The sequence below is a fragment of the Xanthomonas hortorum genome, assembly GCF_011305375.1.
Classification (GTDB): Bacteria; Pseudomonadota; Gammaproteobacteria; order Xanthomonadales; family Xanthomonadaceae; genus Xanthomonas; species Xanthomonas hortorum_E.
Genome location: NZ_VCME01000024.1, coordinates 67,419 through 83,446 on the forward strand (window position 1 = coordinate 67,419; position 16,028 = coordinate 83,446).

The window sequence follows — 16,028 nt, forward strand, 5'->3', positions numbered from 1 at the left end:
TGTAACAAGCAGGTCTGAATGGCCGGTGCCGCGCGTCTCATCCGGGCGCGCGGCGCTACCGATCACTGCATGCGATCACTGCACGCGGCGGCGCAGGTAGTTGAGCAGGTCGATACGGGTGATCAGGCCCAGGAACTGGTTGCCGTCCATGACGATGGCGACCTGGCCGCGGTCGAACACCGGCAGCAGCGCTTCGATCGGGGAGGCGACATCCAGGCGATCGAGCTTGCTGACCATGGCGGTGGAGATCGGGTCGCGGAAACGCGCCTCGTCGCCATACACATGCAGCAGCACGTCGCTTTCGTCGACGATGCCGACCAGCTCGCCGTCGTCGATCACCGGCAGTTGCGAAACGTCGTACAGCTTCATGCGCTGATAGGCGGTGGTCAGCAGGTCTTTCGGGCCCACCACCACGGTATCGCGCTTGTTGTAAGGGCGCAGGATCAGGTCGCGCAGATCGCCGTGCTGCGGGCGCTCCAGAAAACCGTTGTCCAGCATCCAGTAGTCGTTGTACATCTTGGACAGGTACTTGTTGCCGGTATCGCAGACGAACACCAGCACGCACTTGGGCGTGGTCTGCTCGCGGCAATACTTCAGCGCCGCGGCCAGCAAGGTGCCGGTGGATGAGCCGCCGAGGATGCCCTCCTTGGCCAGCAATTCGCGCGCAGTGTGAAAGCTTTCCGCGTCGGTGATCGAATAGGCCTTCTTGACCCGCGAGAAATCGGAGATATCCGGCAGGAAGTCCTCGCCGATGCCTTCGACCAGCCAGCTGCCGGATTTCTCGCTGACGGTGCCTTCTTCGATGTACTGGGTCAGGATCGAGCCGACCGGGTCGGCCAGCACCAGCTCGGTGTGCGGCGAGGCGGTGGCGAACGCGCGCGACAGGCCGGTCATGGTGCCGGAGCTGCCGCAGCCGAACACGATCGCGTCCAGATTGCCGTCCATCTGTGCCAGGATTTCCGGGCCGGTGCCGAATTCGTGCGCGGCCGGGTTGTCGGGGTTGCCGAACTGATTGATGAAGTAGGCGCCGGGCGTCTCGGCGGCGATCTTGGCGGCCAGGTCCTGGTAATACTCCGGGTGGCCCTTGGCCACGTCCGAGCGCGTCAGCACCACCTGGGCGCCCATGGCCTTGAGGTTGAAAATCTTCTCGCGGCTCATCTTGTCCGGCACCACCAGGATCAACTTGTAGCCCTTCTGCTGCGCCACCAATGCCAGGCCCAGACCGGTGTTGCCGGCGGTGCCTTCGACCAGCGTGGCGCCAGGCGTCAGATCGCCGCGCTGCTCGGCCGCTTCGATCATCGACAGGCCGATGCGGTCCTTGATCGATCCCCCGGGGTTGGCCGCCTCCAGCTTGAAGAACAGCTCGCAGACGCCGGTGTCCAGGTGCTGTGCCTTGACGATCGGCGTGTTGCCGATCAGTTCGAGTACGGAGGAGTGGATCGCCATCGGGATATCGTCGCTGCGCCGCGTGGGCTAGGCCGCCCATTATCCGACGAACGGCTGGGGAATGCTCATTCAGACTGGAAACGATCGCGCTCGCCTATGAACGAGCGTGCTCAGCCGCCGCTCCAACGGCCGCACAGATAAAGACGCGGACGGTGGCGAGCCGACGAGGAGGCTGCCACCGCCCGCGGCGGTGAACTTGTTCTGGATGGTGGGGAAGGATCAGTGCGTGAGCTGGTCGTACATCCGGGTGAGCTTTTCTTTGGCCTGCAATTTCTCGCGTTTCATCTGGCCCAAGGTCACGTCGTCGATCGGGAGCACCCCGAGTTCGGCATCCATGCATTTCTTGTTCAAGAGCTTGTGGCGTTGGTACAGCTGCTTGAACTCGGGATCGGACTTGACCAATGCGTCGATTTCGGTCTGCGGTTGCCCTTCGAACATGGCGTTACCTCCTTCACTTAAAACAAGAACGCCCCGGCCACGGATGGCACGGGGCGCAGCTTGGGGATGGAAGACTCGCGGATCACAATGGCAAGCGCACTGGCGGAACCAACAATCTTTCCACCGAATTGCGTTGTTGCGTGCCCTTGCGTCACTGGCCCGGCCCTCCGTACTTCCAAGGCAGCGGAGTGCTGCCCGGGAGTACGACCCTACGCCGGTCGCGGAGGGGGTTCAAGGCCAGAACGGCTGCTTTTGCCGTTCCCTGTGTCAATCAGTGACCGCGGTTCAACCGGGCGTCATGCCCGGGTTAAAAGACCTTAACTTCCAACCACTTGCATTACGGCGAGACGACCACCTCGGCAGCGCGCGTCTTGCTGGCGGCAGCCTTGGTCCCGCTGACCTGCAAGCGTGCGCTGGTCACCCCGGCGGCGACCAGCGCATCGCGCACCGCTTCGGCCCGCTTCTTGGCGGTGGCTGCGTCGCTGTCGAAACCGACGATGCTCACCCGACCCTTCTTGCCGATGTTCAGATATTCGGCCAACGCCTTGGCCTGCCCTGCAGCATCGCCAGACAGCGCGGTCTTGCCGCCGAACGCGCCGCTACCCAACGAAAACACTTCGCCGCGGGGTTCGAACCTGGCGGAGGGCAACTTGGCCCCGGACACCAGTTCGGCTTCTTCGTGCGCCAGTTGCACGGCTTTCTGCTGGGCCGCATTGAGCTTGGCGGTCTGCTTGCCGGCCACGCTGGTCAGCGCCAGCTCGGCGTCCTGGCGGGCCAGGGTTTCCTGCTCGGCCGCCTGACGCATGCGCTCGGCCTCTTCAGCCTGGATCTGCGCCTGCACGCGCAGACGCTCGGCCTCTTGCCGGGCGCGTGAAGCATCCCGGCGGCTGGCTTCGATCAGCAGATCGTTGCGGGTGCCTTCCAGCCGGTCCAGCTCGCGCCGTGCCAGTGCGGTGCGGGCGGTGCGTTCGGCGATTTCGACCCGGCGGTCGGCCAGAAATATCAGTTCGTCGCGGTCGCGCCGCTTGGCTTCGGCCAGCGCCGCCACGATCTGCTGCGCCTGCAGCCGCTCGAAGCGGGCCAGTTCATTGGTCTGCGGGTCGTTCTGCAGCGCAGCCAGGCGCCGGTTGAGCGCGTCGGCCTGCGGGTCGTCCTTGGCGGCCATCGCCAGCGACGGCAGTGTGGCCAGGCTCATTACACCGATATAGAAAAGAGGACGCAGTTTCATCGGCCACCCTCCCCGGTGTTGAGGCTGTTCTGCAACTGCGCCACTTCCTTGCGGCGCTGTTCCAGCTGGGCGCTGACCACCGCTTCTTCGCTGCGTGCCTTGGCCAGATCGGCATCGGCAGCAGCGCGCAAGGCGATCTGCGGCACCTGCTTGCGCTGGCGCTTGTCCAGTTGCGCCTGCTGGGCCTGCATCAATTCCTGTCGGGCCAGATTGACCAGATCGGGGGCGTATTGGTCGGCATCGGCCTGGGTGGCGCGTTGCACGGCCTGTTCGGCGGCGGTGAGCTCCGGTGCCACCTGGGCGGCGGCGGGAGAGGAAAGAACCATGAAACAGGCGATGCCATACAGGGATCGCCGCAAGTATGCGAAGCTAGCCGTCATTAGGGGAGCCGTAGCGAGAAGTCTCGAGCACGGCCATTGTCGGAAGCCTGCGGCGGACTTGCAACGAGACGCTGCTGTTTGTTGGGGAACCATTGCGCATGGATATCGGCTACTTCCTGAAGCTGATGACCGAAAAGAATGCCTCGGACATGTTTTTGACCACCGGCGCGCCGGTGTACATCAAGATCGAAGGCAAGCTCTACCCGCTCGGCAATACGGGGTTGCCGCCGGGGATGGTCAAGAAAATCGCCTACTCGTTGATGGACGAGGGCCAGGTGCCGCAGTTCGAGCGCGACCTGGAACTCAACATGGCCATCTCGCTGCCCGACGCCGGACGCTTCCGTGTGAACGTGTTCAAGCAGCGCGGCGAAGCAGGCATGGTGATCCGCGCCATCCGCAGCCGGATCCCGAGCATCGAAGAGCTCAACCTGCCGCAGGTGCTCAAGGACGTCATCATGACGCCGCGCGGCCTGGTGCTGCTGGTCGGCTCGACCGGCTCCGGCAAGTCGACCTCGCTGGCCTCGATGATCGACCACCGCAACAGCACCACCACCGGGCACATCCTCACCATCGAGGACCCGATCGAATACCTGCACAAGCACAAGATGTCGATCGTGAACCAGCGCGAAGTCGGCCTGGACACCCACACCTTCCAGAGCGCGCTGAAGAACGCGATGCGCGAGGCGCCGGACGTGATCCTGATCGGCGAAATCCTGGATGCCGAGACCATGGAGGCGGCGATTGCATTTGCCGAAACCGGTCACCTGTGTCTGGCGACACTGCATTCCAACAATGCCGATCAGACCATCGAGCGCATTCTCAATTTCTTCCCGGAAAGCGCGCACAAGAACGTGCTGATGAATCTGGCGCTGAATTTGCGTGCGGTGGTGTCGCAACGCCTGGTCAAGGGCCAGGACGGACGCCGCCGCCCCGCCACCGAAGTCTTGCTCAACACCCCGATGATTCGCGACCTACTGCGACGCGGGCAGGTGCACGAGGTCAAGGCGGCGATGGAAGAGTCGCTGGAAGAAGGCATGCAGACCTTCGACCAATGCCTGTTCCGCATGGTCAAATCCGGCGAAATCGAGCAGGAGGAAGCGCTGCGCGCCGCCGACTCGCGCGATGGTCTGGCGCTGAAGTTCCGCCTGTCCGAAGGCGGCTCCGGTGAGCACGACCCGTACGCGGATTACGAAACGGCCGCAGCGCCCAAGATCAGCCACGGATTTGTTTAGAGCGACCAACAAAATGTAGCGTGCGGCCGCCTGGCGGTGAGCGCAGTGGCTTTGTTGGTCGCATCTTGTTGGATGCAGTCAAAAGTCCAGATCAACAGGCCTAGTCGGGTCGAGGGCGCGGTGCCCTCACCGCTCGCGGGACACGCCGTGAATCCGTCCATGGAGGCTCAGTGGCGGCATCCATGCTGCCACATGGTCCCGCAATCGGCGAGGACACCGCACCAGAAAGTCTGCTGGTTGCTTTGAGAATAGCTACGCGCACCGAGCATCTTGACTGGTCCTTGCCCGCCCACCGTCGCGGGACCTTACGCGGCATGGATGCCGCTAAACAGACGTACTTGCGGCGTGTCCCGCGATGGTGGGCGGGCAAGGGCCCTGCAGCCAAGCAACAGATCAGCACCCTGCAGTAGACCGGCGTGAGCATCAGCGACCGCACGCGTGTCGATCGCTCTGCGCGCCCCCGCATTGCGGGAGGCTGCCCGAAGGGCAGAGCAGCCGGCAACTCCCCGCGTCTACACTGCAGCGTCAGGCTGCACTTCCGGCCGCGCCGCATCGAACGCCGGCAGTGCCAGGCAGGCCTGTTCGATGCGTTGCAGGGTTGGATACGGCGTCAGATCGACGGCGAAACGGCGCGCGTTGTAGAGCTGCGGAATCAGCAAGCAATCGGCCAGACCCGGCGTGTCGCCGTGGCAGAACGCGCCGGTGTGCAGGTCATTGCCCAACTGCGCTTCCAATGCCGCAAACCCGCGTTGCATCCAGTGCTGCGTCCACTTCTGGCGTTGTGCGGCAGCCAGTTGCCATTCGCGTTCGAAAAACTGGGTGACGCGCAGATTGTTGAGCGGATGCACATCGCAGGCGATGACCTGCGCCAATGCACGCACGCGGGCGCGCTCGGCCGGCGCGGCGGGTAGCAACCGCGCACTGTCCGGGAACGCCTCTTCCAGATATTCCAGGATCGCCAGCGACTGCGGAATCACCACCGTGCCATGCCGCAACGTGGGCACCAGTTCCTGCGGATTGAGCTGCGCATACGCCGGCGCGTGCTGCTCGCCGCCATCGCGCACCAGATGCACCGGATGTGCGATGTAGGCCAGCGCCTTCAACTGCAGGCCGATGCGCACGCGATACGCGGCGCTGGAGCGCCAGTACGAAAACAATTCCAGTGGCGCGCTCATGCCCTGCCCCGCGTGCAGGTGTTCGTAGCGACCTTCGCAGACGCCTTTGCCGATGTCATGGCAGCGGCTGACGTTCGATGCGCTGTTCGATCGCCCCGAAGATGCTGGTGCCATCGGCATCGAACATTTCGATCCGCACCACGTCGCCGAAGGACATGAACGGCGTGCTTGGCTTGCCGTCGCGCAAGGTTTCCACCACGCGCTGTTCGGCAAAACACGAGGCACCCAGCGTGGTGTCCTGATTGGCGATGGTGCCGGAGCCGACGATGGTGCCGGCCGAGAGCGGCCGCGTTTTGGCAGCGTGGGCGATCAACTGGGCGAAGTCGAACTGCATGTCGTTGCCGGCTTCCGGCGCACCGAACCAGGTGCCGTTGACGTGGGTGACCAGCGGCAGATGCACCTTGTTGTCGCGCCATGCCTCGTCCAACTCGTCCACGGTGACGAACACCGGCGACAGCGCCGAGCGCGGCTTGGATTGCACGAAACCGAAGCCCTTGGCGAGCTCGGCCGGGATCAGGTTGCGCAGCGACACATCGTTGACCAGGCCGACCAGCTGGATATGCGCGGCGGCCTGCTCGGGCGAGGCGCCCATCGGTACATCGTCGGTGATCACCACCAGTTCGGCTTCCAGATCGATGCCGTGCTCCTCGCTGATCACCTTGATGGCGTCACGCGGGCCGTAGAACCCGGCGCTGGTGGCCTGATACATCAGCGGGTCGGTATAGAAGCTCTCCGGCACCTCGGCATTGCGCGCACGACGCACCCGCTCCACATGCGGCAGGTAGGCGCTGCCATCGACGAACTCGTAGGCGCGCGGGAGCGGCGCGGCCAGTGCCTGCAGATCCAGATCGAACACGCCATCGGCACTGCCCTCGTTGAGCGAGGCCGACAAGGCATTCAGTCGCGGCGCGACATTGCTCCAGTCCTCCAGCGCGCGCTGCAGCGTGGGCGCGATACCGGTGGCGCGCACCGCCGTGCGCAGATCGCGCGAGACCACGATCAGGCTGCCGTCGCGGCCGCCTTCCTTCAGGGAACCTAGCTTCATGACCATCCTGTGCTGTGGCTGATCGGCCGATTGTACGGCCTGCTGCAACACTGGTTGCAGTTGAAACAACTGACCCGTAGCCCAACCGATGAACTCGCCTTTTGTGCAGCGCGCCAAACGCGCGTACACTTGCCGGGTCTGCATGCGGCCGTCCGTTTCCCTTAGGGACAGCCGGCGAGGCCAGGATCGATCGATCCGCTCGCCCGCCCCACCCGACGCCTTTCGTGGTGCCGACAAACCCATCGCTCTTTGATTGGGTTGTTCCACCATCTCGCAGCGCGGTTCACGGGAACGCTCCGAGCCTCACTTTTTTGCATCTGCAATGCGTCTGCGCTCCGGGCTCTGCCTGGTGGCGACGCTTTACTTGGAGCTTCCTGATGTCTTTTGAATCCCTGGGCCTTGCGCCCTTCCTGCTGCGCGCGTTGGCCGAGCAGGGCTATGAAACCCCCACCGCGATCCAGCAGCAGGCGATCCCGCTGGTGCTGGCAGGTCACGACCTGCTGGCCGGCGCACAGACCGGTACCGGCAAGACCGCCGCGTTCGGCCTGCCGCTGCTGCAGCACCTGGGCACCACGCCGCAGCCGGTCAACGGCCCGCGCAAGCCGCGCGCGCTGATCCTGACCCCCACCCGTGAGCTGGCCACCCAGGTGCATGACAGCCTGCGCGGCTACAGCAAGTACCTGCGCATTCCGAGCGCGGTGATCTACGGCGGCGTGGGTATGGGCAACCAGCTCGACACCCTGCGTCGTGGCGTAGACCTGCTGATCGCCTGCCCGGGCCGGCTGATCGACCATATCGAGCGTCGCAGCGTGGACCTGTCCGGCATCGAAGTGCTGATCCTGGACGAAGCCGACCGCATGCTCGACATGGGCTTTTTGCCGTCGATCAAGCGCATCCTGACCAAGCTGCCGCGCCAGGACCGCCAGACCCTGCTGTTCTCGGCGACGTTCGAAGAGAACATCAAGCAGCTGGCGCTGGAATTCATGCGCAACCCGATGCAGATCCAGGTCACCCCGAGCAACACCGTGGCCGAGAGCATCACCCACCGCGTGCACCCGGTCGATGGCGCCCGCAAGCGCGATCTGCTGCTGCACCTGCTGGCGCAGGACAGCCGCGAGCAGACCCTGGTCTTTGCGCGCACCAAGCACGGCAGCGACAAGCTGGCGCTGTTCCTGGAAAAATCCGGCATCAAGACCGCGGCGATCCACGGCAACAAGAGCCAGGGTCAGCGTATGCGTGCCCTGAGCGACTTCAAGGCCGGCCGCGTGACCGTGCTGGTGGCCACCGATATCGCCGCGCGCGGCATCGACATCAACGAGCTGCCGAAGGTCATCAACTACGACCTGCCGATGGTGGCCGAGGATTACGTGCACCGCATCGGCCGTACCGGCCGTAACGGCTCCACCGGCGAGGCGATCTCGCTGGTGGCGCAGGACGAGGCCAAGCTGCTGCGCCAGATCGTGCGCATGTTGGGCCGCGATGTTGAAATCCGCGACGTGCCGGGCTACGAGCCGCAGACCCCGATCCGCTGGGGCAACAGCGCCCCGGGCCGTGCCGAACAGCCGGGTGGCGATCGCGCGCCGCGCAAGAGCCACGCCCGTCGTCCGCATGGCGATGCACCGCGTCAGGCGCATGCGCATGCCGGCCCGAAGAAGCCGGGTGGCCAGCGCAGCAGCGGGCCGCGTCAGGCCGGTGTTGCTGCCGGTGCCGGCGCAGGCCGTCGCGATGGTGGCCGTGGTGGTCAGCGTCCGAGCGGCACGCGCTGAATCCTGTGCGCCGGTGCGACCGGCGCTTAGGCATGCGGTGAACTGAAAGAAAAAGCCGCCCTTCGGGCGGCTTTTTTGTGGGCGCAAGCTGGGCAATGTAGACATGTCGCTACAGGCGCATGCAAATCGTGTGCGACACAGCTTGCTTCCACACGGACGACACGTGCCAGCCACGCGCGCGCTGATCAGCCTTCGATCAATGCCGTATTGCGACCGATCGCCTCGCGATACCGATCCAGCACTGCGGCGGTCTGCGCAATGTATTTGCTGAGATCGTCCCAGCGGCGGTCTTCCAGCGCTTCGCGAATGCCCGGCAAGGTCTTGACCTCGTAGCCGGTGGCAAGGCCGGGTGCGTAGATAAGATTGCGGTACCACGGTCGCCCCGGCAAACCGCCTTCGGCCAGCAGGGTCTGGTCGATGCGCTGCAGCGAGGCATTGAGCTTGCCGCGCACGCGTGCATCCAACGCACCGCCGCGCGATGCGAGTGCACTGTCGTAGCGCTTGGCACTGGTCTGCAAGCGCGTAATCGCCTGATCCAATACGGCGAAGTCAATCTCCGGCACTGCGGCTTTCGGCTCGGGGGCACGTTGCGGGCGATTGGGATTGTCGACCGCGGCGTAGGCACCGGCCTGCAACAACTCGGCCTGGGTGCGTGCGGCAGTGCGATCGCTGTCGGCCTGCTGCTTGAGCTCCTGCGCGTAACCGGCCACCGCATCGGCAAAATCGCCGAAACGCTGCGGCAACACTGGTGCATTTGCCACGCGCAACACGGTGCGGCCTACGGTCTGCGACAACAGCGGCAGATAGCTGAAATCCGGATCGATATAGCGCGCGAAATAATCGTAGGAGTCGTACAGCGAGTGATAGACGCCGCTACCGCCGCCCTGCCCGCTATAGCCCAGATCCAGCGTCGCCAGCCCCAGATGCTGCAGGAACGGGCTGTAGTCGCTGCCCGAGCCAAGCGCCTTGAGCGGCACATCGCCACCGGCCGCGACCTGCTTGGCGATGTCTTTTTGCGCCGGCTTGGCGGTGGGTGCCAATGCATCGATGCGGGCACGTGCGCGTTGCCGTTCGAGCACGCTCACGCCGCTGTCGGGATCGCGCAGATCCGCCGCCACGCCGTTGACCAGGCGTTGCAGCGCATGGCTGCCGCCGGCATTGAGAAAGCCGCGCCCATTGCCGTCGGTGTTGACGTACAGCACCGCCTTGCGGCGCAGTTCGTCGGCGTGCTGTTCGGCCCATTCGGTGGAGCCCAGCAAGCCGGCTTCTTCGCCGTCCCAGCTCGCATAGACGAGCGTGCGCTTGGGGCGCTGCCCCTGCTTGGCCAGCTCACCGATTGCCTTGGCTTCGGCCAGCAATGCGGTGGTGCCCGACAAAGGATCGGCCGCGCCGAACACCCAGCCGTCGCGGTGATTGCCGCGCACCACCCACTGGTCCGGATATTCGCTGCCGCGCAGGGTGGCGATGACGTTGTAGATGGTCTTGCTGCCCCAATCCGCATCGACCTTGAGGCGCACGCGCGCGGTGTCATCGCCGCCGATGCGGTAGGTGATCGGCAAGGCGCCGCGCCAGTCTTCCGGTGCCACCGGCCCGCCCAGGGCGGCAAGCAAGGGCTGCGCGTCGCCCCAACTGATCGGCAGCGTGGGAATCTTCAGCACGCTGCCGGCCTGCTCGATCTTCAGGCGTCTGGCGCCCTTGCTGGCGCCGATGCCCGGGGTGAGCGGGTCGCCGGGATAGATCGCGAAGTTGGCGACCGAGCCGCGTTGCACGCTCCACTGGTTGCGCGCCGGGCCATCCGGATACGCCTGATCCTGAAAATAACCGTCGTCGCGCGGATCGGAATAGATGATCGCGCCGATCGCACCATGCTCCTGCGCCAGCCGCGGCTTGAGCCCGCGCCAACCTTTGCCGTAGCGGGCAATGACGATCTTGCCGCGCACGTCCACGCCGTTGCGCGCGAGCGCTTCGTAGTCTTCGGCGATGCCGTAATTGACGTAGACCAGATCGCCGGTGACATCGCCATTGCCGCCATAGATTACGTAGGGCGGCAGCACGTTGTCGGTCTGGGTGGAGGTACTGTCGCCCGGCAACGGCGGCTCCTTGAGACGCGCGACATACGGCTTGGCGCCGAGCAGTTCCAGCTGCGAGGTCTTGGGCGAGGGCCACAACACTTCGAAGGTTTCGATGCGCGCATCCCACCCGTAGGCACGCAGGCGCGTTTGCAGATCGCGGGCGTTTTCCAGGTTATGCGGCGAGCCGACGTGGTTGGGCGCCGACGCCCATTGCTTCAACCAGCCGCGATAATCGGCGCCCTTCAATCCGCTATCGAAACGTGCTTCCAGCGCGCGTTGCGCCTGTGCGGCAGCGGTGTCGTAACCGGGCAGCGCAGCGGGTTGGGCCGCAGGTTGTGCGGCCAGGGCAGGCGCGACGAATGCCAGGGCGAGTAGCCAGGCGTGCTGCGAAGAGGTCATCGTAGTTCCTTGAATAAAGTGTCCGGGGTAAACCGCGATTGGGTTGATGCACGACGCTGGCGAGCACACAGCCACCATCGCACGACCGCACACGGGCCGTGCGTGCGCCGATCAGAAGCGATAGTCCAGGCCCACGGTGAAATAGCGCCCACGCAGGTCGTACTGGGTGAAGTCGTACGGCGCGCGAATACCCGGGAACGAGGCATCCACCGGCGGCTGCTTGTCGGCCAGATTCTCGATCTTGGCGTAGAGCGTGAGCTTGTCGATACCGGTGTAGCCCAGATACAGATCGAACTGGTTGTAGTCGCCCACGCGCGACTGCAATGCACTCGCTGCCGCGCTGGCCTTCTGGTCGTAGCCGCCGGTGTAGTACCAGGTCAGCGCCGCACTGACGGTGCCCAGATTCCAGTCCAGCGTGGTGGTCGCCTTGTTGCGCGGCAACGAGGGACCGAGGTTGCTGCCGGCGTACTCCTGCAACGGGCCACCGACCACGGTGGGGCGGCGGTAATCGCGCACGTGGGTGTAAGCGGTATTGAGGCCGAAGTTGCCGGCCGCTTCGGTGCGCCAGCGCTGGCGCAATTCGACATCGATACCGGAGGTGGTCAGCTCGCTGAGGTTTTGATAACGGTTGTACACCGCCACCAGCGTGCCGCGCTCGTTGCGGATGACATCGGCCGGGTCGTTGTTCTGCACGATGGTGGTGTTGTTGCCGGTGCCGACCAGATTCTCCAGTTCGATCTTGTACCAGTCCACGCTTAGGCTGGTGTCGGCCCACGGCGACAGCACCACGCCAAGGTTGTAGCTGCGCGTGCGCTCCGGATTGAGCTTGGTGTTGCCGACGGTGAAGAAGGTCGGGTTCTGGCGCGAGCCCGGCACGTCCGGATCGAACGGATCGACCACCGAGCCGTAGGAGATATTGGTGCTGGCCGCATTCTCCGACAGCGACGGTGCGCGAAAGCCACGCGAGGCGGCCGCGCGCACCAGCAACGCGTCGAGCGGCTGCCAACGCAGGCTGGCCTTGGGTGAAAACGCATTTCCGAAATCGCTGTAGTGATCGCCACGCCCGGCAAGTTGCAGTTCCAGCGATTGCAGCAGCGGCACATTGACCTCGGCATACAGCGCCGACACCTTGCGGTCGCCGTCCACCGCGGCAATCGCCGGGCGGATCTGCAGGCCCTGATCGATCTGCAGCGGATTACGCGAGACCAATTCTTCCTGACGCCACTCGGCACCGGCGGCGAATCCGACGCTGCCGGCCGGCAGCTCGAACAGGTTGCCGGACACTTTTGCATCGACGCCGCGCAGCGTCGATTGCGCCGGGCGCAGCGTGCTGAGGTTGATGCCGTCGATCACCGATTGCGGCGTGGCGGACGGGTTGAGCAGGTTGTAGCTGCCGTCGGCCAGCGCCTGCGCCAGGGTGAAGCGATTGGCGAAGCCACCGGACACGGTTTCGTGCTCGGTGCTGCGCGCGGCGAATGCCGCCGCTTCCCAATCCCAGCGTTCGGTCTTGCCGCGCACGCCGCCGAGAAACCGGTAGGACTGCGAGCGGTTGGTTTTGACCGTCTGACCCAGGTCGAAGAAGGTGTATTCGATCGGTACCGCCGTGCCGTACGGGTTGTACGGGCTGGAGGCAGGCAGCAGGTTGGACACCGGCTCGGCCAGCCCGGTGGTGGCGTTCAAGGCGAAGCGGCCGCCTTCCAGGGTGAAGTACGGGCTGGAGCCGAAGATCGACACGCCCTTGACCTCGCTGTAGAGCGCCTCGCCGAAGGCTTCGACGTTCTCGCTGAGCCGGAAGGTGGCGTTGGTGTAGGCCTGATAGCGCTTGGTCGAGGGGATCAGCGTGGTGAACGGGGCCTGGTTGAAGCCGCAGGTGTCGCCGGCCAGGCCGTCGATCGGCGCGCTGGCGGTGAGTACTGTACCGGCGGGGCAGTTGCCTTGCGCATCCAGCATCGGCACCGAGCGGCCGCCGACCAGATAGCGCGCGCCCTTGGCCGACCAGCCGTTCCAGCGCCCACCCGGCAGATCGGTATAGATGCCGGAGCGCGTCAGTTCGCGCTGGTCCTGATCCAGCCGGTCGCGGTTATAGGCATCGAAACTGAAAAGGATGTTGTAGCCGTCGCTGTCTAGATCGCCGATGCCGCCGATGAACTTGGCGCGCTGTGTATCCATGCCGCCCTGATCGGAGGTGCCGCCGCTGATGCCGAGTTCGGCGCCCTGGAAATCCTGCCGGGTGATGATGTTGACCACCCCGGCCACCGCATCGGAGCCGTACACGGCAGAGGCGCCGTCCTTGAGCACTTCGATGCGTTCCACCGCCACCAGCGGCAGCGCGTTGAGGTTGACGAAGGTGTCGCCCAGGCCATTGGCGGGAAAGCCGTAATTGGCCAGGCGGCGTCCGTTGAGCAGCACCAGGGTGTTCTTCTGCGACAGGCCGCGCAGGCCGATACCCGCCGAGCCGGAGGCCCACCCGTTGTTGGTGGTTTCGTTGGTGGCGTTGCCGGTGTTGGCGGAGATCGAGCGCAGCGCGTCGGCGACAGTGACCTTGCCGGACTGCTCCAGCTGCTGGCGGTCGATCACCTGCACCGGGTTCGGGCCTTCGCTGTCGGTGCGCTTGATGTTGGAGCCGGTGACGCTGACGGTGGCCAAGGTCTTGCCCGTGTCGGATGTCGCGTCGTCGGCATGAGCGAGGGGAATCAGCGCCGAGAGAACGGCAAGGGACAGCAGGTAAGGCGTAGGGCGCTTCACGCACGGCATCCATGAATGGGGGTTTTGCAGTGGGCCACGCGCGATTGATTAACAAAAATTACATAACTGCATAGGGATATGACGCGCTGTGACACACGCTGGCAGCCAGACGCGGTAAGACGCGCGTCGGACGTCGTGCGCTGCGTATGGCGATTGAGCACAACGAGAACAACGCGTGCTGCTTGTCTTCAAGAGCCCGCAGATGGACTGTCTCGCTGCGATTGGCACAGCCCGAAAAGCACTGGCGCACTTACAATGGCGCGCATGGATATCTTCAAAGTCTTTACGCTCGAAGCCGCGCATCGGCTTCCCAATGTGCCGCCCGGGCACAAGTGCGCCCGCTTGCACGGGCATTCCTTCCGGATCGAGCTGCATGTCAGCGGCGAGCCGGGTGCCGAGACCGGCTGGATCATGGATTTCGGCGACATCAAGGCCGCCTTCCAACCGATCTACGACCGCCTGGACCACCACTACCTCAACGACATCGAGGGATTGGAGAACCCGACCAGCGAGCGTCTGGCGATCTGGATCTGGCAGCAGCTCAAGCCGGCGCTGCCGCAGTTGAGCGAGATCGTGGTGCACGAAACCTGCACGTCCGGCTGCCGTTATCGCGGCTGATCGCCTGGCGCAATCGCGTGACGCAAGGCCGCCTACTGGGCGGCCTTGCCGTTTCTGCGGACTGGATAGTGCATTGATTCCAAGAGGTTTTTGAAGCCGTTTTGGAAATTTTCAGCAAACGTGTTGCATCGCAACAATATCCGCGTATGCTGCAACGCAACAAACGGTCACAGCATTCCCCAAGGGGTTCGCAATGTCGGCGCAGTTCGAAAACGGCTTCAGCAGCTTTGCTTCCGCGGCGGCACGCGCCAACCAGTTGGCGATGGAACACGCAGAAAACGCGTTTGGCCTGCAGCTGAAGACCTTGGAACAAAACGTGAGCGCGACCACCAGCTTCTTCGGTGAGTTTGCACAGGCACGCGACCTGGGCGCCTACCAGACGCTCTGGCCGAAGGGGCTGCAACTGGCCCGCGACAACCTGGAACGTCTGGCCTCGGTCAATCAGGAAGTGGTCGGCCTGGGCTTGAAGGCCTCCGATGCGCTCGGCCAACTGGCCAAGCAGCAGTTCGACGCCAACAACGAGCAAGCGAGCAAAGGCAACACCCGGAGCAAGTAACCGCCACCAAAATTCAGCGTCTTTGCATGGGTCCCTCCCCCCATGCAATCCGGCCCGACAGATCCCTCCCTCTGTCGGGCTTTTTTATTGTCTGCGATTGGCCTGCGTGCTGCCGACACCGCCCGTGGCGGCGCTTGTCTGGCCGCTGTGCAGTCGCCAGACCGCCGGTTCCACTTATTCCGGCAGCTGCAGCCCTTGCGCCTGAATCGCGGCATCGGCACCCGGACGCCATGCGATCCGGCCCCAGCACGGCATCGTCAGGCGCTGGCGCAGCATGTCGATGTTCTCTTCGATGCGCTCCATCTGCGGATCGATTTCGTTGGCGATCCAGCCGATGCAGTCCAGCCCATCGGCGGCGATGGCGGCGGCAGTCAGGCGCGCGTGATTGATGCAGCCCAGCCGCACGCCGACCACCAGCACGACGGGCAGCTTGAGTGCGCGGACCAGATCGGCCTGGTCCAGATCGGCGCTCAGCGGCGCGGCCCAGCCCCCGACGCCTTCGACCACCACCACCTCGGCCTGCGCGCGCAATTGCGCGAAGGCGCGGGCGATCGGCTCCAGCGACAGGGTGACGCCGACATCGGCCGCAGCCAGCTCCGGCGCCAGCGGGGCCGGCAAGGCATAGGGATTGAGGGTGGCGTAGTCGGGTTGCGGCTCGCTGGCGTCCTGCAGCGCCAGGGCGTCCTCGTTGCGCCAGCCGTGCGCGGTTTGCTCGCAACCGCTGGCAACCGGCTTCATGCCTACTGCGGTGTGCCCGCGCGCGCGCAGTGCGTGCAGCAGCGCGGTGCTGCCCATGGTCTTGCCGATGCCGGTGTCGGTGCCGGTGACATAGAACGCCGAAAGCTGCATGCGTTTGTTCCTGCGGCCGCGCCGCGGTTGCCGTGAGGGCGCGCAGCATAGCGTGCAGATCCAAACGGAACGCTGAGTC

At 64.8% G+C, this 16,028-nt stretch carries 13 protein-coding genes; 4 read left to right on the forward strand and 9 right to left on the reverse strand.

What is annotated here, in order from left to right; translation table 11 throughout:
* Positions 1-75: 75 nt before the first annotated feature.
* The 4 genes from FFY45_RS18970 to FFY45_RS18985 form a co-directional block, all read right to left on the reverse strand.
* Positions 76-1,446 (reverse strand): pyridoxal-phosphate dependent enzyme, encoded by a 1,371-nt coding sequence (locus FFY45_RS18970; RefSeq protein ID WP_176341615.1) that lies wholly within the window; start codon positions 1,444-1,446, stop codon positions 76-78.
* A gap of 219 nt (positions 1,447-1,665) precedes the next feature.
* Positions 1,666-1,884, reverse strand: coding sequence for an HP1242/YdcH family protein (locus tag FFY45_RS18975; protein ID WP_002814034.1), 219 nt, complete (start codon positions 1,882-1,884; stop codon positions 1,666-1,668).
* 337 nt (positions 1,885-2,221) lie between these two features.
* Complete coding sequence (locus FFY45_RS18980) at positions 2,222-3,112, reverse strand: OmpA family protein (protein ID WP_176341616.1); 891 nt, start codon at positions 3,110-3,112, stop codon at positions 2,222-2,224.
* Positions 3,109-3,492, reverse strand: coding sequence for a DUF4398 domain-containing protein (locus FFY45_RS18985; protein WP_115039715.1), 384 nt, complete (start codon positions 3,490-3,492; stop codon positions 3,109-3,111). Before FFY45_RS18985 ends, FFY45_RS18980 begins: the two co-directional genes overlap by 4 nt.
* A gap of 98 nt (positions 3,493-3,590) precedes the next feature.
* Here FFY45_RS18985 and FFY45_RS18990 point away from each other — a divergent pair, with 98 nt between their 5' ends.
* Positions 3,591-4,724 carry a PilT/PilU family type 4a pilus ATPase gene (locus FFY45_RS18990; protein WP_006449645.1) on the forward strand — a complete coding sequence of 378 codons (1,134 nt, stop codon included), beginning with the start codon at positions 3,591-3,593 and terminating at the stop codon, positions 4,722-4,724.
* Positions 4,725-5,236: 512 nt separating this feature from the next.
* Here FFY45_RS18990 and maiA read toward each other — a convergent pair.
* Positions 5,237-5,899 (reverse strand): maleylacetoacetate isomerase, encoded by a 663-nt coding sequence (gene maiA / locus FFY45_RS18995; RefSeq protein ID WP_176341617.1) that lies wholly within the window; start codon positions 5,897-5,899, stop codon positions 5,237-5,239.
* Between the two features lie 55 nt (positions 5,900-5,954).
* Positions 5,955-7,013, reverse strand: a complete 1,059-nt coding sequence (locus FFY45_RS19000) for a fumarylacetoacetate hydrolase family protein (RefSeq protein ID WP_176341665.1) — start codon at positions 7,011-7,013, stop codon at positions 5,955-5,957.
* Between the two features lie 308 nt (positions 7,014-7,321).
* On the opposite strand from FFY45_RS19000, the gene FFY45_RS19005 reads away from it, so the two are divergent.
* Positions 7,322-8,710 (forward strand): DEAD/DEAH box helicase, encoded by a 1,389-nt coding sequence (locus FFY45_RS19005; protein ID WP_006450465.1) that lies wholly within the window; start codon positions 7,322-7,324, stop codon positions 8,708-8,710.
* Between the two features lie 185 nt (positions 8,711-8,895).
* Here the strand turns inward: FFY45_RS19005 and FFY45_RS19010 are convergent, their stop codons facing one another.
* Both FFY45_RS19010 and FFY45_RS19015 read right to left on the reverse strand, forming a co-directional pair.
* Positions 8,896-11,181, reverse strand: coding sequence for a transferrin receptor-like dimerization domain-containing protein (locus tag FFY45_RS19010; RefSeq protein WP_176341618.1), 2,286 nt, complete (start codon positions 11,179-11,181; stop codon positions 8,896-8,898).
* Between the two features lie 111 nt (positions 11,182-11,292).
* Entirely contained in the window at positions 11,293-13,926 is a 2,634-nt protein-coding gene (locus tag FFY45_RS19015; RefSeq protein WP_343204116.1) for a TonB-dependent receptor, read from the reverse strand.
* Between the two features lie 264 nt (positions 13,927-14,190).
* On the opposite strand from FFY45_RS19015, the gene queD reads away from it, so the two are divergent.
* Both queD and FFY45_RS19025 read left to right on the forward strand, forming a co-directional pair.
* A complete protein-coding gene (gene queD, locus FFY45_RS19020; protein WP_043908738.1) occupies positions 14,191-14,544 on the forward strand; it encodes a 6-carboxytetrahydropterin synthase QueD in 354 nt (117 codons plus the stop codon).
* A 193-nt stretch (positions 14,545-14,737) separates the two neighbouring features.
* Positions 14,738-15,100, forward strand: coding sequence for a phasin family protein (locus FFY45_RS19025; RefSeq protein WP_176341620.1), 363 nt, complete (start codon positions 14,738-14,740; stop codon positions 15,098-15,100).
* 174 nt (positions 15,101-15,274) lie between these two features.
* Here the strand turns inward: FFY45_RS19025 and bioD are convergent, their stop codons facing one another.
* Positions 15,275-15,949, reverse strand: a complete 675-nt coding sequence (gene bioD, locus FFY45_RS19030; protein ID WP_176341621.1) for a dethiobiotin synthase — start codon at positions 15,947-15,949, stop codon at positions 15,275-15,277.
* Positions 15,950-16,028: the final 79 nt, after the last annotated feature.

Bases quoted from the DNA above. Each gene is read 5' to 3' on its own strand.
- FFY45_RS18970 (WP_176341615.1), bottom strand. From the start codon at position 1,446: ATGGCGATCCACTCCTCCGTACTCGAACTGATCGGCAACACGCCGATC.
- FFY45_RS18975 (WP_002814034.1), bottom strand. From the start codon at position 1,884: ATGTTCGAAGGGCAACCGCAGACCGAAATCGACGCATTGGTCAAGTCC.
- FFY45_RS18980 (WP_176341616.1), bottom strand. From the start codon at position 3,112: ATGAAACTGCGTCCTCTTTTCTATATCGGTGTAATGAGCCTGGCCACA.
- FFY45_RS18985 (WP_115039715.1), bottom strand. From the start codon at position 3,492: ATGACGGCTAGCTTCGCATACTTGCGGCGATCCCTGTATGGCATCGCC.
- FFY45_RS18990 (WP_006449645.1), top strand. From the start codon at position 3,591: ATGGATATCGGCTACTTCCTGAAGCTGATGACCGAAAAGAATGCCTCG.
- maiA (WP_176341617.1), bottom strand. From the start codon at position 5,899: ATGAGCGCGCCACTGGAATTGTTTTCGTACTGGCGCTCCAGCGCCGCG.
- FFY45_RS19005 (WP_006450465.1), top strand. From the start codon at position 7,322: ATGTCTTTTGAATCCCTGGGCCTTGCGCCCTTCCTGCTGCGCGCGTTG.
- FFY45_RS19010 (WP_176341618.1), bottom strand. From the start codon at position 11,181: ATGACCTCTTCGCAGCACGCCTGGCTACTCGCCCTGGCATTCGTCGCG.
- queD (WP_043908738.1), top strand. From the start codon at position 14,191: ATGGATATCTTCAAAGTCTTTACGCTCGAAGCCGCGCATCGGCTTCCC.
- FFY45_RS19025 (WP_176341620.1), top strand. From the start codon at position 14,738: ATGTCGGCGCAGTTCGAAAACGGCTTCAGCAGCTTTGCTTCCGCGGCG.
- bioD (WP_176341621.1), bottom strand. From the start codon at position 15,949: ATGCAGCTTTCGGCGTTCTATGTCACCGGCACCGACACCGGCATCGGC.